The following is a 22094-nucleotide window of genomic DNA, read 5'->3' as shown; positions in this document are numbered from 1 at the left end:
CGCAGTTTTTTAAGCTCTGCGCCGCCATTCAGAACAGTCAACAACGAAATGAGAGGGGGAACCCATGTCCAAGCCAGGGGCCACGCTGCCCGCGCTCTGCGCCTTGTCGCTGGCCGCCGCCGGCGGCGCGTGGTGGCTTATTGCCAGCCACGCACACGCGGCCGAAGAGGCCAAGGCCGCGCCAGCGGCAGTGCTCCAGCATGTTGGCGCGCAGGTGTTGGTGCCCGAAGCATCGCCGCTGCGCCAGTCGCTGGTGGTGAGGGCCGCCGACGCGCAGGCGATCGAGGTGCCGCTGTCACTGCCCGCCGTGGTCGAGGCCGACCCCGCCAGACTCGTCAAGGTGTCGCCGCCGGTGACGGGGCGCGTGGTCAGTCTCGACAAGGGGCTGGGCGACGCTGTACGCGCGGGTGAAGTGCTGTTTCGCATCGACTCGGCCGATCTCGCCCAGGCGCGCAGCGACGCGCAGAAGGCGAAATCCGCGCTGGCGCTGGCCTCGCAGGCGCTGGAGCGGCAGCGCGCGCTCGGCCTCTCGGGCATCGCTGCCGGCCGCGAGATCGAGCAGGCGCGCAACGACTTCGAACAGGCGCAAAGCGAACTGGCGCGTGCCGGGGCACGGCTCACGCAACTGGGCGCGACGCAGACTGAGGAAAAAGCGGGCGGCTCGGGCCGCCTGCTCGCCGTGCGCTCGCCGGTGGCGGGCCGCGTGATCGACCTCGGCGCGGCGCAGGGCGCCTACTGGAACGACGCAACCGCGCCGCTGCTGACCGTGGCGGACTTGTCGAAGGTGTTCGTCACGGCCAGCGCCGGCGAGGGCGATTTGAAGGCGTTGTTCACCGGCCAGCAGGTGCGCGTGGCGCTCGACGCCATGCCCGGCGAAGCGCTGGCCGGCACGGTGCGCTACATCGGCGAAGTGCTCGACCCCGACACGCGCCGCGTCAAGGTAAGGATGGTTTTCGACAACCGCGATGGGCGCCTGAAACCAGGCATGTTCGCCAAGGCGACCTTCCTGTCGAAGGCGCACCAGGGCCTGCTGGTGCCGCTGGACGCGGTGGTGCAGGGTGGCCTGAACAGCCGCGTGTTCGTGGAGGCCTCACCCTGGCATTTCGAGCCGCGCGTGGTGCAGCTCGGCCCCCGGGTCGGCGACCGAGTCGAGGTCGTGTCGGGCTTGAAGGCTGGCGAGCGTGTGGTGGTGCGGGACGGGGTGCTGCTCGATGATTGACGCGATCGTCACCGCCTGCCTGAAGCGGCGCGGCATCGTCTGGCTGGTGTTCGCGATGGCTGCTTGCTATGGCGCGTACTGCTGGACGCAGTTGCCGCTCGAAGCCTATCCTGACATCGCCGACACCACCTCGCAGGTGGTGACGCAGGTGCCGGGCCTGGCGGCCGAAGAGGTCGAAAAGCAGATCACCATTCCGCTGGAGCGCGAGATCATGGGCACGCCCGGCATGTACGTGATGCGCTCCAAGAGCACCTTCGGCCTGTCGCTCATTACCGTGGTGTTCCGCGATGGCGCGGAAGACTACTGGTCGCGCCAGCGGCTGCAGGAGCGCATCGGTGGCGTCACGCTGCCTTACGGCGCACAGCCCGGGCTCGACGCGCTCACGTCACCGATCGGCGAGATCTACCGCTACACGCTGGAATCGAAGACGCGCGACCTGCGCGAGCTGTCGGAGTTGCAGCGCTGGAAGGTGATTCCGCGGCTGAAGCAGGTCGCAGGCCTCGCCGACGTCTCGAACTTCGGCGGCCTCACGACCCAGTTTCTCGTGGAATTCGATCCCGCGAAGCTCAGCAAGTACAACGTCACGCTGAGCCAGATCACACAGGCCATCAACGCCAACAACGCGAGCGCGGGCGGCAGCGTGCTCACGCGCGGGCAGCAAGGCTTCGTGGTGCGCGGCGTGGGGCTGATCGGCAGCCTCGACGATCTGGCGAAGATCGTGGTGAGCCAGAAGAACGGTGTGCCGGTGCTCGTCGGGGATCTCGGCGAAGTCAAGCTCGGCAGCAAGGAGCGCCAGGGCATCCTCGGCAAGGACGGCAACCCCGACACCATCGAAGGCATCGCACTGCTGCTCAAGGGCGAGAACCCGTCGCAGGTTCTGGCCGGCGTGCACGAGGCGGTGCGCGACCTCAACGACAACATCCTGCCGCAGGACGTGAAGGTGGTGCCCTACCTCGATCGCACCATGCTGGTACAGGCAACGGTGCACACGGTCGGCAAGACGCTGCTCGAAGGCATGGTTCTGGTGACGCTGGTGCTGCTGCTGTTCCTCGGCAGCCCGCGTGCTGCGCTGATCGTGGCGATCACGATCCCGATGTCGCTGCTCACGGCCTTCGCCTTCATGCACCAGCTCAAGATCCCGGCCAATCTGCTGTCGCTCGGTGCGATCGACTTCGGCATCGTCGTGGACGCGGCCATCGTCGTGATGGAGAACATCCTGCGGCGGCGCGAAGCGCATCCGGACAAGCCGCTCAAGCCGCGCGACGTGCTGAAGGCCACGCTGCAGGTGACGCGGCCGATCTTCTTTGGCATGGTGGTGATCATCACTGCCTACACGCCGCTGTTTGCGTTCCAGCGCATCGAATACAAGCTGTTCGCGCCGATGGCATTCGCGATCGGTTTCGCGCTGCTTGGCGCGCTGGCGGTCGGACTGCTGCTGATCCCGGGGCTGGCGTACCTGGCCTACCGCAAGCCGCGCCGCGTGTTCCACAACCCCGCGCTCGAAGCGCTCGGCCGGTGGTACGGCAGGCTGCTGGAGCGCATCGTCGGCCAACGCGCGCTGACGGCGGCGGCCTTCGCGCTCGCCTTCGTATGCGTGGTGGGCTTCGGCGCCACCATCGGGCGTGACTTTTTGCCGTACCTCGACGAAGGCTCGCTGTGGCTTCAGGTCACGCTGCCGCCGGGCATCTCGCTGGACAAGGCCACGCAGATGTCGAACCAGCTGCGCGAGGCCACGCGCGGCTTCGACGAGGTCTCCTACGTTGTCACGCAGCTGGGCCGCAACGACGACGGCACCGACCCGTGGACGGCCTCTCATATCGAGGTCAGCGTCGGGCTGCACCCGCAGGCGGAATGGAAGTCCGGGTGGACCAAGCAGCAGCTGATCGAGCGCATGGCGAAGCGCTATTCCCAGTTGCCCGGTATGGAGGTCGGCTTCACGCAGCCGATGATCGACGGCGTGCTGGACAAGCTCGCTGGTGCGCACAGCGACCTGGTGGTCAAGATCTACGGCAACGACTTCAAGGAAACGCGGCGCATCGCCGGCGAGATCGACCGGACACTGGAGGCCGTGCCCGGCGCGGCCGACGTGATCATCGACCAGGAGCCGCCGCTGCCGCAGTTGCGGATCGACGTCGACCGTGCGGCGGCGGCGCGCTATGGCATCAACGTCGCCGACATCGCCGACCTGATCGGCACCGGCATCGGCGGCGCGCCGGTGGCGCAGCTGTTCGTGGACGAGCGCCGTTACGACATCGCGGTACGCTTCACGCCCCAAAGCCGCGGCGACCCGGATGCGATCGGCCGGCTGGTGCTGAGCGCGCCCGGCGGTGCCAAGGTCGCGCTGTCGCAGGTGGCAACACTCAGGCTGGACGATGGCGAAAGCACGATCACGCGCGAGATGGGCAAGCGCCACCTGACGGTACGGCTCAACCTGCGCGGGCGTGATCTGGCGTCTTTCCTGGAGGAGGCGCACCGCAAGATCGAGGCGCAGGTGAAGTATGACCACGCGCACATCCAGCTCGCATGGGGGGGCCAGTTCGAGAATCAGCAGCGTGCACAGGCGCGGCTTCTGCTGATCATGCCGATGGTGATCGTGCTGATGTTCGCGCTTCTGTTCGCGCAGTTCAAGAACCTGTGGCAACCCTCTTTGATCCTGCTGGCGGTGCCGCTCGGAGCGCTCGGTGGCCTGGTGGCGCTGCACCTGCGCGACATGACGCTCAACGTGTCGAGCGCGGTCGGCTTCATCGCGCTGTTCGGCGTGACGGTGATGAACGGGATCATCATGGTGTCGAACCTGAACCGGTTGCGCGTGGAAGAAAAAATGCCGCTGCGCGAAGCCGTGATCCAGGGCGCACGCGAGCGTTTCCGGCCGGTGCTGATGACGGCGACCGTCGCCGCGCTGGGCATGCTGCCGGCCGCGCTCGCGCATGGCCTTGGCAGCGACGTGCAGCGCCCGTTGGCCACCGTGGTGGTGGGCGGGCTGGTCACCGCCACGGGGCTCACGCTGGTCTGGCTGCCGGCGCTGTACTACCTGGTGGCACGGAGGCTCGAGGCCATGCACGAGCGGCATGCTGCGGAACATGCCGAACTGGCCGGCGAAGGAGCCGAAGCATGAAAAACATCGCCTTTGCCAAAGCCCTGGCGCTCGTCAGCGGTTGCCTTGTAGCTGGCTGCGCGGTCGGCCCCGACTTCAAGACACCCGTGGCGCCGGCGACCGATCGCTACACGGTGCAGCCGCTGGCGGCCACGCCAGCCGGCATCGCGCCCCAGCGCGTCGTGAACGCGCGCGACATTCCGGCCGAATGGTGGTCGCTGTTCCATTCGGATGCGCTCGATGCGATGGTGCGGCAAGCGCTGGTAGCCAACGCCGACCTCGAGGCGGCGCAGGCGTCGCTGCGCATCGCGCAGGAGAACGTGCGGGCGCAGCAGGGCACCTTTTTCCCCACGGTCGGCGTGCAGTTCAGCCCGACGAGGCAATCGGTGGCGCCAGCGCTGTCGAGCCCGCTCGCGTCAGGCAGCAACCTCTACAGCCTGCACACGGCGCAGCTCGACATTGCGTATTCGCCGGACGTGTTCGGCGGCAACCGGCGCCAGCTCGAATCGCTGCAGGCGCAGTCGGAAGTTCAGCGCTTCCAGCTCGAGGCCGCGCAGCTGACGCTGACGGCGAACCTCGTTTCCACGGTGATCCAGCGCGCATCCACCCTCTCGCAGATCGATGCAACCCGGGAGGTCATCGCGCTGGCCGGCTCGCAGTTGGCCGCGGTGCAACGACAACAGGCGCTTGGCCAGGTCGGCTCGCCCGACGTGGCGGTGCAGGAAGCGCTGCTCGCACAGTTCGAAGCCGCGTTGCCGCCGCTCGAGAAGCAGTTCGCGCAGCAACGCAACCAGCTGGCCGTGTTGCTCGGCCGCCCGCCGAGCGACGGGGAGATTCCGCAGATCGGCCTCGACGCGCTGCAACTGCCCGCGGAACTGCCGCTGAGCATTCCTTCCCGACTGGTGGATCAGCGGCCCGACGTGCGTGCGGCCGAAGCGCAATGGCACGCGGCCAACGCCCAGATTGGCGTGGCCGTCGCGGCCCGCTTGCCGAGCCTTGAGTTGACGGCCAACGCGGGCAGCAGCGCCTTGCGGCTCGCACAACTGGCCACGAGCGGCACCGCCTTCTGGGGTGTGGGTGCGAGCCTGGTGCAGCCGCTGTTCGATGCGGGCACGCTGATGCACCGGCAGCGCGCCGCCGAGGCCACGCAGGCGCAGGCCGCGGCGCAGTACCGCAGCACAGTGCTCGGCGCGTTCCAGAACGTCGCAGACACGCTGAACGCGATCGAGGCGGACGCGGCTGCGCTGGCGGCGCAGACGCGGGCCGAGCAGGCTGCCGAACGCAGCCTCTCGGTCGTCCGCGCGCAGCGCGATGCGGGCGCAGCCGGCTCCCTGGCGGTGCTCGCGGCGCAACAGGCCTGGCAGCAAGCCTCGATCGCCCGCGTCCAGGCGCAAGCCGGCCGGCTCGCGGACAGCGTGGCGCTTTTCCAGGCTCTCGGCGGTGGCTGGTGGCAGCGTGACGGGCAGACGGTCAGGAGCGCTGCTGCCGAAACCGGGGGGGTGCCGTGAAGGCCGCCCTGACAGCCGGCCTGGCCGCCGCTGTTTGCGCGCTGACCCTTGTCGGTTGCGCCAGCACCGACGCCCGCTACAGCACCGACGACGGCTGGCATCTTGCCGTCGTCACGCGCCTGGGCAATGCGCTGCCGTCGCCCAACCCTGCCGTGCAGGATTGCCGGCCTGCTGCGCCATCCGCGGCCGGTACTGACGCCCGTTACGCCGAGGTGGCGTACCACCTGTTCCGGCGCGCGAGGGTGCGGATCGCGTTGCTTCCGCAGCGCAGCACGTATGCGGTCGGCGACAGCGTTTACGTGAACGTGCACGACTGCACTTTGCCCCTGGCGCCGGCCCTGCCGGCGCGCTGAGGCGAGGAACCTGCATCCAGCCCACTCAGGAGCCGCGCAGCACGGCCTGCAACTTGCGCTGCGCCGTATTGATGGCGGCCGACTGGCTGCCGAGTTGCTGGAACATCTCGTTCAGCCGGGCCTGGATCGCCGGGTCGCTCACCTGCACCGAGGCACCGCTGATCTGGATCTTGCTGCCGTTCTGCTTGATGTAGTCGGCGATCTTCAGCCCATGGCCGAACACCGCGTCGACCGCCGGGAACACCTCCTTGAAGGTGTTGGCCGGTGTGCTCACGGTTCTTTCATAGGCCTTGTCGTAGACCGCCTTCAGATCGTCGGGCTGCTTGAGTTTGGTGCGGACGGCCTCGGCCGTGACGAGCTGCTGGTCGAGCGCGCCGCGCAGCGCGGCCATGGCTTCGCGCGCCGTCTGCAGGTCGTCGCGCCGCGTGACGATATCGCCGATGGAGCGCAACCCGCCCTTGGCCATGATCGCCTGCATCGGCTGGCTGATCGACTTGTTCATGCCGTCGTTGAAGTCGGTGATGACCGCGTAGTGCCGCGCATAGTCGCCGAACGAGGCCTTCTCGGCATCGGTCAGCTTGGGCACATGCACGCCGGGCTTGTCGAGGATGCGGGTCTGCAGGAAGGTGGTGAAGGCGGTGCGCTGCTCGGCCTCCTTGTTGCCGCAGGCGGTGAGCGCGAAGCCCAGCGCCAGCAGCAGGACTCCGCCGAGCGCGCGTTGAATCAAAGCCATGGTGCGATCTCTCCTCGTTGTGGTCAAAGCGTGCAGGTACGAAACCCGAAAAATCCATTGTCTCGCCCCGGCATTGCAAAGCCGCGCGCCTTGGCCGAGCGCAGGCGCGCGCGGGTTGCGAGCGAGGCGCCGCGGAGCACGCGGGCCTGGTAGAACGCGGGCTCCGGGTCGAACTCGCCACCTGCGCTCCACGGGTCGGTGCGGTAGCCGGGCCATGGCTTGAGCGTGCCGGCTGTCCATTCGTGCACATCGGCCCAGCGGAAGCCACGGCGCGCGGCGGTGTGTGCCGCGATCTCCCATTCGACCTCGGTCGCAATGCGGCGGCCGGCCCAGCGCGCCCAGGCGTCGGCCTCCCACCAGCTCAGGTGCACCGCACTCTGGTGGCCGGCGGCACGGACGGTGCGCCCGAACCGGTGCTGCAGCACCGAGCCGCCAGTGCCGTGGCGCGCCGCGCCGATCTGCTCGACATGCCGCGGACCGCGCCGTCCCTCGCCGGCCTGCTGCGCCAGCCAGTCCCAACCGCCCTCGGGATGCCAGAACTCGCTGCGGTCATAGCCGCCATCGTCCACGAACTCGACGAACTGGCTCCACGTGACTGACTGTGCGTCGATCTCGAACTCGGGGACGTCGACTTCGTGCGCGCCCTGCTCCTGCGCAAACGAAAAGCCACGCGCCGGCAGACCGAGCTCCCACAGCGTCGACGGCACCAGCAGCGGCTCGCCCGGCGGCGGGGCCGGCGCCAGTTCAATGCCGATCGGCAAGCCCAGGGTCTGCGCCATCACCACCAGTTGTTCGCCGCGCAGGTCTTCATGGAACAACGCCAGCCGGTAGAAATAGAGGCCGGCGTCGGTTTCGGCCGCGCGCTCGAGCAGCTCGAGCGTGCCCTCCAGCGTTTCGAGCAGATAGGCCTTGGTCTGGCCCAGATCCGGCAGGTCGGGTGACCAGGGCCGCTCGGCGCCGCCTTGGTGCGGGTTCCACCAGTCGTCGGCCTGCGGGTCGATCGCCGCCAGCCGCGTGGGCCGAACCGGGCAATCGATGCCGAAGGCGCGCTGCGTGTTGCGCCCGATCCACCATTCGGCGAACCAGCCGATGTGGCCGGCCAGCCATATCGGCGGCAGCACGTCCTCGCCCCGCTCGACCGGCAGCGTGGCCGAGCCGAGTGCATCTTCGTAGAGCGAGAGCAGGTGCAGCGTATGGTTGCGCGCGTCGATCAGCGCCAGGGAGAGCAGTTCGCGGCCGGCCCGGCGCATGTCGGGCGAATCGATCGATTGCGGCAGGGAAAGCGGCGCAGCCATCGCCTCATTATGGTGCTCAGGGAAACCCCCCGACACAGGTCAGCAGCCGCGCAGCACGGCGGCGTTACCATTGCGAGCTTTGTGCAGATGGCCCGCGGGGCCGTACATTTTCGTCATCTGGTCGGGAGACACCCTTGTCCGCACTACTCAAGTTTTCGCTCTGGATGGACTGGATCAGCACGCAGCTCGGCAAGGTTGCCGCGTTCACGGTGATGGCCGCCGCACTGATTTCCGCGGGCAACGCCTTCGTGCGCTTCGGCCTCAACAACAGTTCCAACGCCTGGCTCGAGATCCAGTGGTACCTGTTCGCCGCCACGGTCATGCTGGGCGCGCCGGTGGTGCTCAAGCTCAACGAGCACGTGCGCGTGGACATCATCTACGGCAAGCTCAAGGGCCATGGGCCGGTCTACGTGGATCTGTTCGGACTGCTCTGTTTTCTGCTGCCGGTGATGGGCATCATTGCCTGGCTCAGCTGGCCGCTCTTCTACAGCATGCTGCTGTCCGGCGAAATGTCGAACAATTCGGGCGGCCTGATCCGCTGGCCGGCCATGATGCTGCTGCCGCTGGGTTTTGCATTGATGTTCCTGCAGGGCGTGTCGGAAGTGATCAAGCGGATCGCATACCTGATGGGCCTGATCCAGATGGACACGCACTACGAAAAGCCGGTGCAGTGAACTGGACCCACCCCCGAAGCGGCTCACTTCGTGTAGCCGCCTCCCCCTCAAAGGGGGCAACACCAGCGGCCCGGCAAAGCCGGTTCCGTGATGTTTCCCGAACGGGCATCGCTTCGCTTGCCTTGCAAGTGACGGGTAGCGCAGCGAACAACTAGAACTACAGGACAGCACAGATATGCAGATGGAAAACTTTGCGCCGATCATGTTCGGCGGGCTGGTGCTGATCATGCTGATCGGCTTCCCGGTGGCGTTCTCGCTTTCCGCGCTGGGCATGGCCTCCGGCTTCTTCGCGATCCAGATGGGCTGGTTCCCGGCTGTGTTCATGGAGAACCTGCCCATCAACATCTTCGGCATCCTGTCGAATGACCTGTTGCTGGCGATCCCGTTCTTCACCTTCATGGGCGCCATCCTCGAAAAGTGCGGTCTCGCCGAAGACATGCTCGACTCGATGGGCCAGCTGTTCGGCACGGTCAGGGGTGGCCTTGGCTACTCGGTGATCATCGTGGGCTTCATCCTCGGCGCCATCACCGGCACGGTGGCGGGCCAGGTGATCGCGATGGCGCTGATCTCGCTGCCGGTGATGATCCGCTACGGCTACAACATGCGCTATGCCACCGGCGTGCTGGCGGCCTCCGGAACCATCACGCAACTGGTGCCGCCTTCGCTGGTGCTGATCGTGATGGCAGACCAACTGGGCCGCTCGGTGGGCGACATGTACCGCGGTGCCTGGGGCCCGTCGATCCTTCAGGTGCTGATCTTTGCGGGCTACACCTTCATGCTCGGCATCGTCAAGCCGCACCACATTCCGGGCATTCCCAAGACCGCCCGCACGCTCAGCGGCCCCAAGCTGTGGGCCAAGTGCCTGCGCGGCATCATTCCATCGGCCATCCTGATCTTCGCGGTGCTGGGCTCCATGGGTGGCCTGCCGGGCATCGACACCGCGATCGCCACGCCGACCGAAGCCGGCGCCATGGGCGTGGTCGGCGCGCTGATCCTGGCGGCGATCCACAAGCGGCTGACGCTGACACTGATCTGGGACGCCATGGTCGGCACCATGCGGCTCACCGCCATGGTGGTGTTCATCCTGATCGGCGCGCGCGTGTTCTCGCTGGTGTTCCAGGGCGTAGACGGCGCCAAGTGGGTCGAGCACCTGCTGACGGGCCTGCCCGGCGGGCAGATCGGCTTCCTGATCGTCGTCAACCTGTTCATCTTCTTCCTGGCCTTCTTCCTCGACTTCTTCGAGATCGCCTTCATCATCCTGCCGATGCTCGGCCCGGTGGCGGCCAAGCTCGGCATCGACCTGGTGTGGTTCGGCGTACTGCTGTGCGTGAACATGCAGACCAGCTTCATGCATCCACCCTTCGGCTTTGCACTGTTCTATCTGCGCGGCATCGCAGACACGCTGTTCAAGGAGAAGCGGATCCCCAAACCGGTGTTATCGAGCGACATCTATATGGGCGCGATCCCCTGGGTGCTGATGCAGCTGATCCTGGTCGCGATCGTGATCTTCGTGCCGCAGACGGTGACGATGTTCCTGCCCAAGGAAGAGACGATCGACACCGACAAGGTGCAGATCGAGGTGCCGGCGGACGACATGAACTCGAATTCCGGCGAAGGCAGCAGCAGCGGTGCCGGCGAAAATCCCTTTGGCGATCCGCCCAAGGAAGAACCCCCTGCCGCTGCCGGCGCCCCAGGCACCGAACCCGAGAAGAAGTAGGCGCTTTTGGGTCCGGCACCGTTTCGTTTCGAGCCGTCGGGGGGCAACGCGGTCGAAGGCCAGGCGTTCTCGCTGCCCTTCAAGCTGCTGGCCACCGTGATCGTGGGCGGCTGCGCCTTCTGGCTGGCTCAGCTCTGGTCGGTGGGCGCCCTGGGCAGCGCCAGAACCGGCGGCCTCGGCTGGTTCCTCGCCGGCATTGCGCTGATGGGCTGGACCTGGTTCCACATCATGACCAGTCGCACCCGCATCGACCGCCAGGGCCTGCACCAGCGCTGGATCTGGGACAAGCATATGGCGCTCGACGACCTCGCCTTCGGCAAGCTGATCCGCGTGCGCGGGCTCGACTGGCTGATCGCGCCGCGGCTCTATGTGCGCACGCTGGTCGGCAAGTTCGCGGTGTTCTATGCAGCCACGCCAGAGCTCATCGCCGAGTTCGAGCGCCTGGTCGCCGAGCTCAAAGCCGCCCGCAGACTCTGACCCAAGCAGACGCCCAAGAAAAAACCGCGCAGTGCGCGGTTTTTTCTTGTTCCAGGAACACCGCGGAACCGGCTTTGCCGGGCCGCAGGTGTTGCCCCCGGCAGGGGGTGGGCGGGCGACACGAAGTGCGCCCAACCTGGGGGCGAGTCAGAGCTTCACGGATTGCATGTAGCTGTCGAAGCGGCCTTCGGCAACACGGAACCACGCCACCTGGTCCCGCTGGAAGGTCTGGAAGTCGGCATAGATCTTCTTCCACTCGGGGCTCTTGGCACCGTTCTCTTCATAGACCTGCTGGGAAGCCTTGAACGATGCGTCGAGGATTTCCTTGCTGAAAGGCAGCAGCTTGATCTTGGCGCCGATCAGCTGCTTGAGCGCGGTGGGGTTGCGGGCATCGTACTTGGCCAGCATGTCCTGCGAGGCCTGTGCCGAAGCGGCCGCGATGATGGCCTTGTTCTCGGGCGACAAGGCGTCGAAAGCCTTCTTGTTGATGAAGAAGTCGACCTCCGGGCCACCTTCCCACCAGCCCGGGTAGTAGTAGTGCGGCGCGACCTTGTTGAAGCCGAGCTTCTGGTCGTCGTAGGGTCCCACCCATTCGGCGGCGTCGATCGTGCCCTTTTCCAGCGCCTGATAGATCTCACCGCCCGGAATGCTTTGCGGCACCACGCCCATCTTGGTCATCACGTCGCCCACCAGGCCGCCGCCGAGGCGCATCTTCAGGCCCTTGAGGTCGGCCGGGGTCTTGATTTCCTTGCGGAACCAACCGCCCATCTGGGTGCCGGTGTTGCCGCCGTTGAAGCTCACCATCCCGTAGGTGCCATAGAACTCGTCCATCAGCTTGCGGCCGTTGCCGTGCATCATCCACGCGTTCATCTGGCGCGCGTTCATGCCGAACGGAATGGCCGAACCGAGCGCGAAGGCCGGGTTCTTGCCGTAGAAGTAGTAAGGCACCGTGTGGCAGGCTTCGACCGAACCCTGCTGCACGCCGTCGACCACGCCGAAGGCCGGCATCAGCTCGCCAGCCGCATGCACCGAGATTTCGAACTTGCCGCCCGACATGGCCTTGACTGCATTGGAGAAAACTTCGGCGCCGCCATAGATCGTGTCCAGCGGCTTCGGAAAGCTGGAAGCCAGACGCCAGCGGACAGCGGCCTGCGCATGGACTGCTGGCGCGATGCCTGCAGCGAGGACGCCGGCGATGCCAGCATTCTTGATAAGGGAACGACGATCCATTGAGATTCACTCCGAGTGCATTGAAAAACAAAGACGCGACTTGTGGTCGCGTCACGAGACTTTTTGAGCCCGTGCGATTGTAAAAAGCGCTTACAACGCGCCGGGGGGGGTTTTCCCTGCGGAAAGCAGCGTACCGAAGCGCTGCGTGACCGACTGCTCGATACCGTTGGCATCGAGCCCGATGCCGGCCAGCAGCTTCACCGGATCACCATGCTCGATGAACTGGTCCGGCAGGCCCAACTGCAGCACCGGCCTCATGATGCCGGCCGCCTGCAGCGCGTCGCTGACGGCGCTGCCGGCACCGCCCATGACGGCGCCTTCTTCCAGCGTGACGATCGCTTCGTGCGATGCCGCGACTTGCAAAAGCAAGTCGACATCGAGCGGCTTGGCCCAGCGCATGTTGACCACCGTGGCGCCCAGCGCTTCGGCCGCCTGCAGGGCCGGATAGAGCAAGGTGCCGAAGGCGAGGATCGCGACGCCCGCGCCCTTGCGGCGAATCTCGCCACGGCCGTAGGGCAGCGCATCGAGCGTGAGGTGCGGCGTGACGCCGGCGCCGGCCCCGCGCGGATAGCGCACGGCCACCGGATGGTTCTGTTCGTAAGCGCTCGTCAGCAACTGGCGGCACTCGGCCTCGTCGGCCGGGCACGCGATGCTCATGTTCGGGATGCAGCGCAGGTAGGCGATGTCGTAGGCCCCCGCATGCGTGGCGCCGTCGGCACCGACCAGCCCGGCGCGGTCGAGCGCAAACACCACCGGCAGGTTCTGGATCGCCACGTCGTGAATCAGCTGGTCGTAGGCGCGCTGCAGGAAGGTGGAGTAGATCGCGACCACCGGCTTCAGCCCTTCGCAGGCCAGGCCCGCAGCAAATGTCACGGCATGCTGCTCGGCGATGCCGACGTCGTAGTAGCGACCCGGAAAGCGCTGCTCGAACTCGACCATGCCCGAACCTTCGCGCATCGCGGGCGTGATGCCGACCAGCCGGCCGTCATGGGCCGCCATGTCGCAAAGCCAGTGGCCGAACACCTGGGTGAAGGTTTGCTTGGGCGCGGTGGCCGGCTTGACGAGGCCGACCGACGGATCGAACTTGCCGGGCCCGTGATAGGCCACCGGGTCGGCCTCGGCCAGCTTGTAGCCCTGCCCCTTCTTGGTCACCACGTGCAGGAACTGCGGGCCGGCGAGGTGCTTGAGGTTCTCGAGCGTGGGGATCAGCGAGTCGAGGTCGTGCCCATCGATCGGGCCCACGTAGTTGAAGCCGAACTGCTCGAACAGGGTGGCCGGCACCACCATGCCCTTGGCATGCTGCTCGAGGCGCTTGGCCAGCTCGAACAGCGGCGGCGCGCCGCGCAGCACGGTCTTGCCGACGTTCTTGGCCGCAGCATAGAACTGGCCGCTCATGAGCTGCGCGAGGTAGCGGTTCAGCGCCCCGACCGGCGGGCTGATCGACATGTCGTTGTCGTTCAGGATCACCAGCAGCTTGCAGTCGCACACGCCGGCGTTGTTGAGCGCCTCGAAGGCCATGCCGGCCGTGAGCGCGCCGTCGCCGATGATCGCGACCGCGTGGCGCTCCTCACCCTTCTGCTTGGCCGCCATCGCCATGCCGAGCGCGGCCGAGATGCTGGTTGACGAATGGGCGGTGCCGAAGGTGTCGTACTCGCTCTCGGCGCGCTGCGGAAAGCCCGAGATGCCGCCCTGCTGGCGCAACGTGGGCATGCGCTCGCGCCGGCCGGTCAGGATCTTGTGCGGATAGGTCTGGTGGCCCACGTCCCACACCAGACGGTCGTGTGGCGTGTTGAATACATGGTGCAGCGCCACGGTGAGCTCGACCGTGCCGAGGTTGGAGCTCAGGTGGCCGCCGGTGCGCGACACGTTGTCGAGCACGCAGTCGCGCACCTCGTCGGCCAGCTGCTTGAGCTGGGCGCGGTCGAAGCGGCGCAGCGCCGAGGGGTCGTTCAGGGTGGGGAGCAGCGGAGCCATGGTTGTCTTCTTATCGGTCGCGGTCCACGACCATGTGCGCCAGCGCGCGCAGCGCCGCGGTATCCGCCAGGCCGCTGCGCGCCAGAGCGGTCAGCGCCTCGGCCAGCAGGCCCTGGGCGCGGGCACGCGCGCCGTCCAGGCCGAGCAGTGAAACATAGGTCGGCTTGTCGTTCTCGGCGTCCTTGCCGGCCGTCTTGCCGAGCGTGGCCGAATCGGCCACCACGTCGAGGATGTCGTCGACCACCTGGAACGCCAGGCCCAGCGCGGCGCCGTAGTCGCGCAATGCTGCCAATGCATCGGCTGCAACGCCTTCGGCACAGGCAGCGCCCATCTCGACGCTGCCCTGCAACAGCGCGCCGGTCTTGAGCCGGTGCATCCGGCGCAGTTGCGCCTCGTCGAGCGCGAGACCCACGCTGGCGAGGTCGATCGCCTGGCCGCCGGCCATGCCCTGGCTGCCGGCCGCGCAGGCCAGCAGGCGGCACAGGCGCGCCTGCACGGCGGAGGCCACGCTGTCGTCGCCGGGTGTGAGCAGTTCGAAGGCCAGCGCCTGTAGCGCGTCGCCGGCCAGCAGCGCGCCGGCCTCGCCAAATTTCACATGCACCGTGGGCTTGCCGCGGCGCAGGATGTCGTTGTCCATGCACGGCAAATCGTCGTGCACCAGCGAATAGGCATGGATCAGTTCAGTGGCGCAGGCGGCGCGCAAGGCGGCCTGCGCGTCGCCGCCGACCGACTCGTTCGCGGCCAGCACCAGCAGCGGCCGCAGGCGCTTGCCGCCATCGAGCACCGCATAGCGCATCGCCTCGCCAAGCTGCACCGGCGAATCGACGCCGACCCAGCGCGACAGCGCCGATTCGACCAGCTCCAGCAACGGTTCGCTCCAGGCGGCCAGCCGGGCCGCATCCCACGCTTCTACGGTGTCCAGCGTCATTCGGGTGCCCAGGCCTTCAGGCTTCCTGCATCGAGCACCTTGATCTGGTCTTCCACCGCCTGCAGCTTGTCGCGGCAGAACTGCAGCAGCACCGCACCGCGCTGGTAGCTTCCAAGCAATTGGTCGAGCGGCAACTGGCCGGACTCGAGCGCCGCCACCAGTTGTTCGAGTTCCTGCAGGCCGGCTTCGTAGCTGGCCGGCAACGGGGCGGCCGGCAAAGAGGCGGCGGGGGAAGGCACCTTGGGCATGCGGGGGGCTCGTGGGGTCAAACGGGGCATTTTAGGGCGGGGCCGCAGCGGCGGCCGCCGGGCGCGGGCTGCGCGGGCCGGCCGGTTGAATCAAGGGCCGAAATCCCCCCGGCGGGTACAATCCGCCTTCCCCCCGCCGGCAACGCACCGGCGTCGATTTCGGGCCGTTCCAGCCTTCGCAACGGCGTCTCCCGTACCCTTTTTCTCCCTGTGGGGAGCTTGGTCAGGTCTTCCATGTCTGATTTAAGTCTTCAGCTGCAGCAGGCCGCAAGTCCTCTTCACGTTTCTGCCTATTTCGACGAGGCGCTCTACGCCCGCGAGATGGCCACGCTGTTCGCTGACGGGCCGCGCTATGTGGGCCATCGCCTTGCCGTGCCCGAACCCGGCAACTTCCACACGTTGCCGCAGGAGCACGAGGGCCGCGCGCTGGTGCACACGCCCAAGGGCGTGGAACTGATCTCCAACGTCTGCCGGCATCGCCAGGCCGTGATCCTGCAGGGCCGCGGCGGGCTCGACCCGCAGACGGGCGGCAACATCGTCTGCCCTCTGCACCGCTGGACCTATGCGGCGGCCGATGCACGCACCACCGGCACGCTGATCGGCGCGCCGCATTTTGCGCAAGATCCCTGCCTGAACCTGCACAACTACCCGCTCGAGGAGTGGAACGGCCTGCTGTTCGAAACCGGCGCCAGCGAGGCACGGCGCAGCATCGCGACCGACCTGGCCCGCCTCGGCCCGCGCGCCGACCTCGATTTTTCGGGCTACGCGTTCGATCGCGTCGAACTGCACGAGTGCAACTACAACTGGAAGACCTTCATCGAGGTCTATCTGGAGGACTACCACGTCGGCCCGTTCCACCCGGGTCTTGGCAGCTTCGTCGCCTGCGAAGACCTGCGCTGGGAGTTCGGCGAGAAGTACTCCGTGCAGACCGTGGGCGTGGCCAACCGCCTGGGCCGCGCCGGCAGCCCGGTCTACCAGAGATGGCAGGAGCAGCTGCTGCAGTACCGCGAAGGCAAGCCCCCGAAGTACGGCGCGATCTGGCTCACCTGCTACCCGAACGTGATGGTCGAGTGGTACCCGCACGTGCTCACGGTGTCGACGCTGCACCCGATCGGCCCGCAGAAAACGCTCAACATGGTGGAGTTCTTCTACCCCGAGGAAATCGTCGCCTTCGAGCGCGACTTCGTCGAAGCACAGCAGGCCGCCTACATGGAAACCTGCGTGGAAGACGACGAGATCGCCGAGCGCATGGACGCCGGCCGGCGCGCGCTGATGCTGCGCGGCGACGACGAGAGCGGCCCCTACCAGAGCCCGATGGAAGACGGCATGCAGCACTTCCACGAGTGGTACCGGCGCACGATGCTGAGCTGAATGCAAGCGCTCTGGATGGTGCTGGCCGCACTGATCTTCGCCACCATGGGCGTTTGCGTGAAGATCGCCTCGGTGTGGTTCAGCAGTGCCGAACTGGTGTTCTACCGCGGTCTCATCGGCATCGTGTTTCTGGCGCTGCTGGCGCGCAGCCGCGGCGTGTCGCTCGCCACGCAATACCCCGGCATGCACGCCTGGCGCAGCCTGATCGGCGTGGTGTCGCTGGGCGCCTGGTTCTATGCGATTGCGCACCTGCCGCTTGCCACTTCGATGACGCTCAATTACATGAGCAGCGTGTGGATCGCGGTGTTCCTGATCGGCGGCGCGCTGCTGGCCTGGGTGCCGCTGCCGGGACGCGACGGCCGCGTCGAGCGCCCGCCCCTGCAGGGCCCGCTGGTGCTCACGGTGGTGGCCGGTTTTGCCGGCGTGGTGATGATGCTGCGGCCCACGCTGGGTGACCGGCAGGCCTTTGCCGGCCTGATCGGCCTGCTGTCGGGCCTGACCGCCGCCTTCGCCTACATGCAGGTGGTGGCTCTGTCGAAGCTCGGCGAGCCCGAGGCGCGCACGGTGTTCTACTTTGCGTTGGGCTCCGCCGTGGCCGGCGGGATTGCGACGGTGTTCGGCGGCTTCTCGGAATGGCCCGGCATCCAGGCGCTGTGGCTGCTGCCGGTGGGCGTGCTCGCCGCGCTTGGACAGCTCTGCATGACGCGCGCCTATTCCACCGCCAAGACCGAAGGCGGCACCTTGCTGGTGGCCAACCTGCAGTACTCGGGCATCGTGTTCGCCGCCATCTACAGCGTGCTGCTGTTCGGCGACCGCATCGACACGTGGGGCTGGGCCGGCATGGCGCTGATCGTGGGCAGCGGCATTGCGGCCACTGTGCTGCGCCAGCGCGCAGTCCCGAAGGCCCCGGCCGAAGAACATTGAAGGAATTCGAGCGATGTACACGACCTTGATCTCCGTCCCACAACTGCAGTCGCTGCAAGCCAGCGGCGCGCCGCTGATGGTGTTCGACTGCAGCTTCGACCTGGCCCAACCGCATGCCGGCGCGCAGCAGTACGCGGCAGCCCACCTCCCCGGCGCGGTATATGCGAACCTCGACACCGACCTCAGCGCACCGCATGGCGCGCCGGGCAAGGGCGGCACCGTGATCGCGGCGCCCGACCAGGGCTTGCCAGCCTCGGGGGGGCGCCATCCGCTGCCGAGCCGGGAGCGTTTTGCCGAGTGGCTGTCGAGCGTGGGCTTTGCCAACGACATGCAGGCAGTGGTGTACGACCGCAACGCTGCCAACTACTGTGGCCGCCTGTGGTGGATGCTGCAATGGGCCGGACACGACGCAGTCGCCGTGCTCGACGGGGGGCTGCAGGCCTGGCAGGCGGCCGGTAGCGAAGTGACGGGACGCGAGGAGCCAACGCACTTTCAATCGAACTTCGTGCTCGGCGCGGAGCGGGCGCAGCTGGTGGTGACCGACACCGTGCTGGCCCGCCTTGGCGACGCGGGCCAGACCGTGATCGACGCACGCGCAGCGCCGCGCTACCGCGGCGAGGTGGAGCCGCTCGACCCGGTGGCCGGCCATATCCCCGGCGCGCTGAACCGGCCCTTCAGCCAGAACATCGGCGCCGACGGCCGCTTCAAGCCGGCGGCGCAACTGCGCGAGGAGTTCGACGCGCTGCTGGCCGGCCGCGACCCCGCCGGCGTGGTGCACCAGTGCGGCAGCGGCGTGAGTGCCGTGCCGAACCTGCTGGCCATGCGCATTGCAGGCTTTGCACCGACCGGCCTGTACGCCGGAAGCTGGAGCGAGTGGTGCAGCAACCCGGCGCGGCCTGTGGAGCGCGGCTGAGCCAGGCACCCTTGCCGGGTCAGCCGCCGGTCAGCGTTGCAACACACGCTGGCCTCGCGGGAACCGGCGCTACAAGGCACACTCACATAGCGACGCCCGCGGCGCCTTCCGCGCACGGTCTGTCGTTGAAAGTCCTGCCTCCCATGAACCCTATGTTCCGCTTCGCCGCTGGCCTGCCTGTGGCGCTCGCACTCTGCATCGCACCGGCCGCGGCCCAGCCCACGCAGCATGCCCATGTGCATGGCCAGCTCAAACTCGATGTGGCGGTCGACGTGCAGACCCTCACCGTCAGCATCGACTCGCCGCTCGACAACATCGTCGGCTTCGAGCGCGCGCCGCGCACCGACGCCGAGCGCAAGACCGCGCAGCAGGCCGTGGCGCAACTGCGTGCAGCCGACAAGCTCTTTGCCATCGATCCGGCCGCCGACTGCAAGCTGGGCCAGGTCGATCTCGATGCGCCGGTGCTTGGTCTTGGCCAGGCCAAGGCCGGCGAGCCCGCGGGCCATGCCGACCTGGAAGGCAGCTTCACCTTCGAATGCCGCAGCCCGGTGCAGGCGCGCTTTATCGACATTGCACTGTTCGAGGCGTTCCGCAACGTGCGGCAGATCGACGTGCAGATCGCGACGCCCGACGGCCAGTACCAGCGCACCCTGAAGCGGCCGGCCAAGCGCCTCGCCTGGGGCAAGTGACGGTGCCACCGGTTCTCGCGGTCGAGCAGTTGCGCTTTGCCTGGCCCGGCAGCCCGGCGCCGGTGATCGACATCGAAGCGTTCTCGGTGAACGCCGGCGAGGCCGTGTTCCTGCACGGGCCGAGTGGCTGCGGCAAGAGCACGCTGCTTTCGCTGATGGCGGGGGTGCTGGTGGCCGATTCGGGCCGTGCGATGCTGCTCGGCCATGACTGGGCCCAACTCTCGGGCACCGGGCGCGACCGTTGCCGCGTGGCGCATGTGGGCTACATCTTCCAGCAGTTCAACCTGCTGCCCTACCTCAGCGTGATCGACAACGTGTTGCTGCCCTGCCGCTTCTCGGCGCGGCGTGCCGAGCAGGCATCGCGCGAGGGCACGGCGCGCGCGCAGGCCGAGCAGTTGCTCGCGCGCATGGGGCTCGACCGTTCGCTCTGGCAACGCCAGGCCCTGCAGCTTTCGGTCGGCCAGCAGCAGCGCGTGGCAGCGGCGCGCGCGCTGATCGGCCAGCCCGAACTCGTCATTGCCGACGAACCCACATCGGCGCTCGACGAAGACCGGCGCGAGGCCTTTCTCGACACCTTGCTGAGCGCCTGCCAGGCGAACCACAGCGCACTGGTGTTCGTGAGCCATGACCGGCGCATTGCCCAGCGCTTCAGCCGGCATGTGCTGCTGCCCGAGATAAACCGGGCTGTATGACGATCTCCCCCAGTCTTCGCGCACCTCGTGTCGCTGCCCCGCCCCCCTTTCAGGGGGCAACACCAGCGGCCCGGCGAAGCCGGCTCCGCGGTCTTTCCCGAACGGATGCCTGCCCATGAGTGCGCTGTTTTCCATTGCCTGGCGCAGCGCCTGGAACCGGCGCTTCACACTCGCGCTGACGCTGCTGTCGATTGCACTGTCGACCTTTCTGCTGCTCGGCGTGGAACGCATCCGCACCGAGTTGCGGCAGAACTTCTCGTCGTCGGTGTCGGGCACCGACCTCATCGTGGGCGCGCGCACCGGCTCGACGCAGTTGCTGCTGTATTCGGTGTTCCGCATCGGTGCGGCCACCAACAACGTGTCGTGGAAGAGCGTGCAGGCCCTGGCTGCGCACAAGGGCGTCGACTGGGTGGTGCCGCTGTCGCTCGGCGATTCGCACCGCGGCTTTGCAGTGCTGGCGACCACGCCCGAGTACTTCGAGCATTTCCGCTACGGCAACAGGCAGCCACTGGCGCTGCGCGAGGGCAAGCCCTTCAGCGAGTTGTTCGATGCGGTGGTGGGCGCCGAGGTGGCCGACCAGCTCGGCTACCACGTCGGCCGGAAGATCACGCTGGCACACGGCAGCGGCGAGCTCAACCTTGCCGAGCATGCCGACAAGCCCTTCACCGTGGTCGGCGTGCTGGCACGCACCGGCACGCCGGTCGACCGCACGGTGCACATCGGCCTCAACGCGATGGAAGCAATACACCTCGACTGGATCGGCGGCGCGCCGATGCCGGGCGTGAAGATCCCGGCCGACCAGGTGCGCAAGTTCGACCTGACGCCGAAGAACGTGACGGCCGCTCTGGTCGGCCTGAAGAACCGCGCCGCCGTGTTCTCGGTGCAGCGCTGGGTTTCGACCTACCCCGACGAGCCGCTGATGGCCGTTCTGCCCGGCGTGGCGCTCGACGAGCTGTGGCGCGTGGTCGGCGTCGGCGAGAACGCGCTGATGCTGATGTCGGCGCTGGTGGCGCTGGTGAGCCTGGCCGGCCTGGTGTCGGTGGTGCTGGCGGGCCTGAACGAGCGCCGCCGCGAGCTCGCCGTGCTGCGCGCGGTCGGTGCCAGCCTGCGGCATGTGCTGGCGCTGCTGGCACTCGAAGGCGCCATCGTCACGCTGCTGGGCGTGATGCTCGGCGTGCTGATGGCGGTGTTGGGCATCGCCCTGCTCTCGCCATGGCTGCAGTCGCAGTTCGGGCTCGCGCTGCACCTGTCGCAACCTACACTCAACGAGTGGGCACTACTGGCTGCGCTGCTGCTCTCGGGCTGGCTAGCGAGCCTGCTGCCCGGCATTCGCGCCTACCGGCTGTCGCTGGCTGACGGGCTCTCGCCCCGCATTTGATCCAAGAGGACTTGACCACCATGCTGCGACTTGCTGCCACCGCCCTGCTTGCCACCGCGCTGGCTGCCGGCGCCTGGGCCGCCGACCCGGCGCCTGCGGCCGCGTCGGCCAAGCCTGCGGCCGTCCCGGCCGGCCAGCCGCGGCTGATCGCGTGGGAAGAACTGGTGCCGAAGGACTGGGATCCTAGGAAGGATTTCAAGGGCATGGATCTGAGCAAGCTGGACGACAACGACCCGCGTGCCAACGATCTGCTGATGAAGCTGCAGGAAGCCTCGAACAACGCGCCGACCAACCCCGCGCTGAACGGCATCGAGGTGAAGATCCCGGGCTTCCTGGTGCCGCTCGAAGAAAACAACGGCCAGGTCAGCGAGTTTCTGCTGGTGCCCTACTTCGGCGCCTGCATCCACACGCCTCCGCCCCCCGCCAACCAGATCATCCACGTGAAAACGTCGAACGCGACCAAGGGCCTGCGCGCGATGGACACGATCTGGATCACCGGCAAGCTGCAGACCCTGCGCAACGACTCGATGATGGGCGTCAGCGGCTATCACGTCACCGCGAGCAGCGTGACGAAATACACCGGCGGCGCCAAGTAGGACTTCAGAGCTCCCCGGCTCTGCGCCGTCAGCGGGCTTCGGTAGCCACTTGGCAATGGCGCGGCCCGGCGATCGGCAATC

General features: G+C 67.4%; 20 protein-coding genes. 14 read left to right on the top strand and 6 right to left on the bottom strand.

The window, feature by feature from the left end; all coding sequences use genetic code 11:
* Positions 1–64: 64 nt before the first annotated feature.
* Genes ACSFA8_RS03380 through ACSFA8_RS03365 form a run of 4 tightly spaced genes read left to right on the top strand, consistent with a single transcriptional unit; the run spans position 65 to position 6174 of the window.
* Complete coding sequence (locus ACSFA8_RS03380; protein WP_435478098.1) at positions 65–1219, top strand: efflux RND transporter periplasmic adaptor subunit; 1155 nt, start codon at positions 65–67, stop codon at positions 1217–1219.
* A complete protein-coding gene (locus ACSFA8_RS03375) occupies positions 1212–4334 on the top strand; it encodes an efflux RND transporter permease subunit (protein ID WP_435478097.1) in 3123 nt (1040 codons plus the stop codon). The genes ACSFA8_RS03380 and ACSFA8_RS03375 overlap by 8 nt, the downstream gene beginning before the upstream one ends.
* Positions 4331–5821, top strand: a complete 1491-nt coding sequence (locus ACSFA8_RS03370; protein ID WP_435478096.1) for an efflux transporter outer membrane subunit — start codon at positions 4331–4333, stop codon at positions 5819–5821. Before ACSFA8_RS03375 ends, ACSFA8_RS03370 begins: the two co-directional genes overlap by 4 nt.
* Positions 5818–6174, top strand: a complete 357-nt coding sequence (locus ACSFA8_RS03365) for a hypothetical protein (RefSeq protein WP_435478095.1) — start codon at positions 5818–5820, stop codon at positions 6172–6174. Before ACSFA8_RS03370 ends, ACSFA8_RS03365 begins: the two co-directional genes overlap by 4 nt.
* A gap of 25 nt (positions 6175–6199) precedes the next feature.
* Here the strand turns inward: ACSFA8_RS03365 and ACSFA8_RS03360 are convergent, their stop codons facing one another.
* Positions 6200–6907 (bottom strand): DUF3053 domain-containing protein, encoded by a 708-nt coding sequence (locus ACSFA8_RS03360; RefSeq protein ID WP_435478094.1) that lies wholly within the window; start codon positions 6905–6907, stop codon positions 6200–6202.
* 23 nt (positions 6908–6930) lie between these two features.
* Positions 6931–8202 (bottom strand): SUMF1/EgtB/PvdO family nonheme iron enzyme, encoded by a 1272-nt coding sequence (locus ACSFA8_RS03355; protein ID WP_435478093.1) that lies wholly within the window; start codon positions 8200–8202, stop codon positions 6931–6933.
* A 134-nt stretch (positions 8203–8336) separates the two neighbouring features.
* Here ACSFA8_RS03355 and ACSFA8_RS03350 point away from each other — a divergent pair, with 134 nt between their 5' ends.
* The 3 genes from ACSFA8_RS03350 to ACSFA8_RS03340 all read left to right on the top strand — a co-directional run bounded on the left by ACSFA8_RS03350 (position 8337) and on the right by ACSFA8_RS03340 (position 11070).
* A complete protein-coding gene (locus ACSFA8_RS03350) occupies positions 8337–8876 on the top strand; it encodes a TRAP transporter small permease subunit (protein ID WP_435478092.1) in 540 nt (179 codons plus the stop codon).
* A gap of 175 nt (positions 8877–9051) precedes the next feature.
* The gene (locus ACSFA8_RS03345) at positions 9052–10593 is read left to right on the top strand and encodes a TRAP transporter large permease (protein ID WP_435478091.1); all 1542 of its coding nucleotides are present in this window, start codon (positions 9052–9054) and stop codon (positions 10591–10593) included.
* 6 nt (positions 10594–10599) lie between these two features.
* A complete protein-coding gene (locus tag ACSFA8_RS03340; RefSeq protein WP_435478090.1) occupies positions 10600–11070 on the top strand; it encodes a hypothetical protein in 471 nt (156 codons plus the stop codon).
* 147 nt (positions 11071–11217) lie between these two features.
* On the opposite strand, the gene ACSFA8_RS03335 is transcribed toward ACSFA8_RS03340, so the two are convergent.
* The 4 genes from ACSFA8_RS03335 to xseB form a co-directional block, all read right to left on the bottom strand.
* Positions 11218–12300 carry a TRAP transporter substrate-binding protein gene (locus ACSFA8_RS03335; protein WP_435478089.1) on the bottom strand — a complete coding sequence of 361 codons (1083 nt, stop codon included), beginning with the start codon at positions 12298–12300 and terminating at the stop codon, positions 11218–11220.
* A gap of 90 nt (positions 12301–12390) precedes the next feature.
* The gene (gene dxs / locus ACSFA8_RS03330) at positions 12391–14274 is read right to left on the bottom strand and encodes a 1-deoxy-D-xylulose-5-phosphate synthase (RefSeq protein ID WP_435478088.1); all 1884 of its coding nucleotides are present in this window, start codon (positions 14272–14274) and stop codon (positions 12391–12393) included.
* Between the two features lie 10 nt (positions 14275–14284).
* On the bottom strand, positions 14285–15202 hold the full coding sequence (locus ACSFA8_RS03325; RefSeq protein ID WP_435478087.1) for a polyprenyl synthetase family protein: 918 nt from the start codon (positions 15200–15202) through the stop codon (positions 14285–14287).
* A complete protein-coding gene (xseB, locus tag ACSFA8_RS03320; protein ID WP_435478444.1) occupies positions 15199–15450 on the bottom strand; it encodes an exodeoxyribonuclease VII small subunit in 252 nt (83 codons plus the stop codon). Before xseB ends, ACSFA8_RS03325 begins: the two co-directional genes overlap by 4 nt.
* Before the next feature lie 234 nt (positions 15451–15684).
* Here xseB and ACSFA8_RS03315 point away from each other — a divergent pair, with 234 nt between their 5' ends.
* The 7 genes from ACSFA8_RS03315 (at position 15685) to ACSFA8_RS03285 (ending at position 22013) form a co-directional block, all read left to right on the top strand.
* On the top strand, positions 15685–16821 hold the full coding sequence (locus ACSFA8_RS03315; protein ID WP_435478086.1) for an aromatic ring-hydroxylating oxygenase subunit alpha: 1137 nt from the start codon (positions 15685–15687) through the stop codon (positions 16819–16821).
* Positions 16822–17745, top strand: a complete 924-nt coding sequence (locus tag ACSFA8_RS03310; protein WP_435478085.1) for a DMT family transporter — start codon at positions 16822–16824, stop codon at positions 17743–17745.
* Between the two features lie 13 nt (positions 17746–17758).
* On the top strand, positions 17759–18658 hold the full coding sequence (locus ACSFA8_RS03305; RefSeq protein ID WP_435478084.1) for a sulfurtransferase: 900 nt from the start codon (positions 17759–17761) through the stop codon (positions 18656–18658).
* Positions 18659–18801: 143 nt separating this feature from the next.
* The gene (locus tag ACSFA8_RS03300; RefSeq protein WP_435478083.1) at positions 18802–19347 is read left to right on the top strand and encodes a DUF2796 domain-containing protein; all 546 of its coding nucleotides are present in this window, start codon (positions 18802–18804) and stop codon (positions 19345–19347) included.
* A 2-nt stretch (positions 19348–19349) separates the two neighbouring features.
* Complete coding sequence (locus tag ACSFA8_RS03295) at positions 19350–20039, top strand: ABC transporter ATP-binding protein (RefSeq protein WP_435478443.1); 690 nt, start codon at positions 19350–19352, stop codon at positions 20037–20039.
* A 115-nt stretch (positions 20040–20154) separates the two neighbouring features.
* A complete protein-coding gene (locus ACSFA8_RS03290; protein WP_435478082.1) occupies positions 20155–21417 on the top strand; it encodes an ABC transporter permease in 1263 nt (420 codons plus the stop codon).
* Positions 21418–21437: 20 nt separating this feature from the next.
* Complete coding sequence (locus ACSFA8_RS03285) at positions 21438–22013, top strand: DUF3299 domain-containing protein (RefSeq protein ID WP_435478081.1); 576 nt, start codon at positions 21438–21440, stop codon at positions 22011–22013.
* Positions 22014–22094 lie beyond the last annotated feature (81 nt).

This window comes from Variovorax nitratireducens (genome assembly GCF_051216545.1).
Taxonomy (GTDB): Bacteria; Pseudomonadota; Gammaproteobacteria; order Burkholderiales; family Burkholderiaceae_C; genus Variovorax.
This window is presented reverse-complemented; position numbering and strand designations above follow the sequence as displayed.

Bases quoted from the DNA above. Each gene is read 5' to 3' on its own strand.
- ACSFA8_RS03325 (WP_435478087.1), bottom strand. From the start codon at position 15,202: ATGACGCTGGACACCGTAGAAGCGTGGGATGCGGCCCGGCTGGCCGCC.
- ACSFA8_RS03315 (WP_435478086.1), top strand. From the start codon at position 15,685: ATGTCTGATTTAAGTCTTCAGCTGCAGCAGGCCGCAAGTCCTCTTCAC.
- ACSFA8_RS03335 (WP_435478089.1), bottom strand. From the start codon at position 12,300: ATGGATCGTCGTTCCCTTATCAAGAATGCTGGCATCGCCGGCGTCCTC.
- ACSFA8_RS03305 (WP_435478084.1), top strand. From the start codon at position 17,759: ATGTACACGACCTTGATCTCCGTCCCACAACTGCAGTCGCTGCAAGCC.
- ACSFA8_RS03360 (WP_435478094.1), bottom strand. From the start codon at position 6,907: ATGGCTTTGATTCAACGCGCGCTCGGCGGAGTCCTGCTGCTGGCGCTG.
- dxs (WP_435478088.1), bottom strand. From the start codon at position 14,274: ATGGCTCCGCTGCTCCCCACCCTGAACGACCCCTCGGCGCTGCGCCGC.
- ACSFA8_RS03370 (WP_435478096.1), top strand. From the start codon at position 4,331: ATGAAAAACATCGCCTTTGCCAAAGCCCTGGCGCTCGTCAGCGGTTGC.
- ACSFA8_RS03290 (WP_435478082.1), top strand. From the start codon at position 20,155: ATGAGTGCGCTGTTTTCCATTGCCTGGCGCAGCGCCTGGAACCGGCGC.
- ACSFA8_RS03300 (WP_435478083.1), top strand. From the start codon at position 18,802: ATGAACCCTATGTTCCGCTTCGCCGCTGGCCTGCCTGTGGCGCTCGCA.
- ACSFA8_RS03375 (WP_435478097.1), top strand. From the start codon at position 1,212: ATGATTGACGCGATCGTCACCGCCTGCCTGAAGCGGCGCGGCATCGTC.
- ACSFA8_RS03310 (WP_435478085.1), top strand. From the start codon at position 16,822: ATGCAAGCGCTCTGGATGGTGCTGGCCGCACTGATCTTCGCCACCATG.
- ACSFA8_RS03380 (WP_435478098.1), top strand. From the start codon at position 65: ATGTCCAAGCCAGGGGCCACGCTGCCCGCGCTCTGCGCCTTGTCGCTG.
- xseB (WP_435478444.1), bottom strand. From the start codon at position 15,450: ATGCCCAAGGTGCCTTCCCCCGCCGCCTCTTTGCCGGCCGCCCCGTTG.
- ACSFA8_RS03345 (WP_435478091.1), top strand. From the start codon at position 9,052: ATGCAGATGGAAAACTTTGCGCCGATCATGTTCGGCGGGCTGGTGCTG.
- ACSFA8_RS03355 (WP_435478093.1), bottom strand. From the start codon at position 8,202: ATGGCTGCGCCGCTTTCCCTGCCGCAATCGATCGATTCGCCCGACATG.
- ACSFA8_RS03285 (WP_435478081.1), top strand. From the start codon at position 21,438: ATGCTGCGACTTGCTGCCACCGCCCTGCTTGCCACCGCGCTGGCTGCC.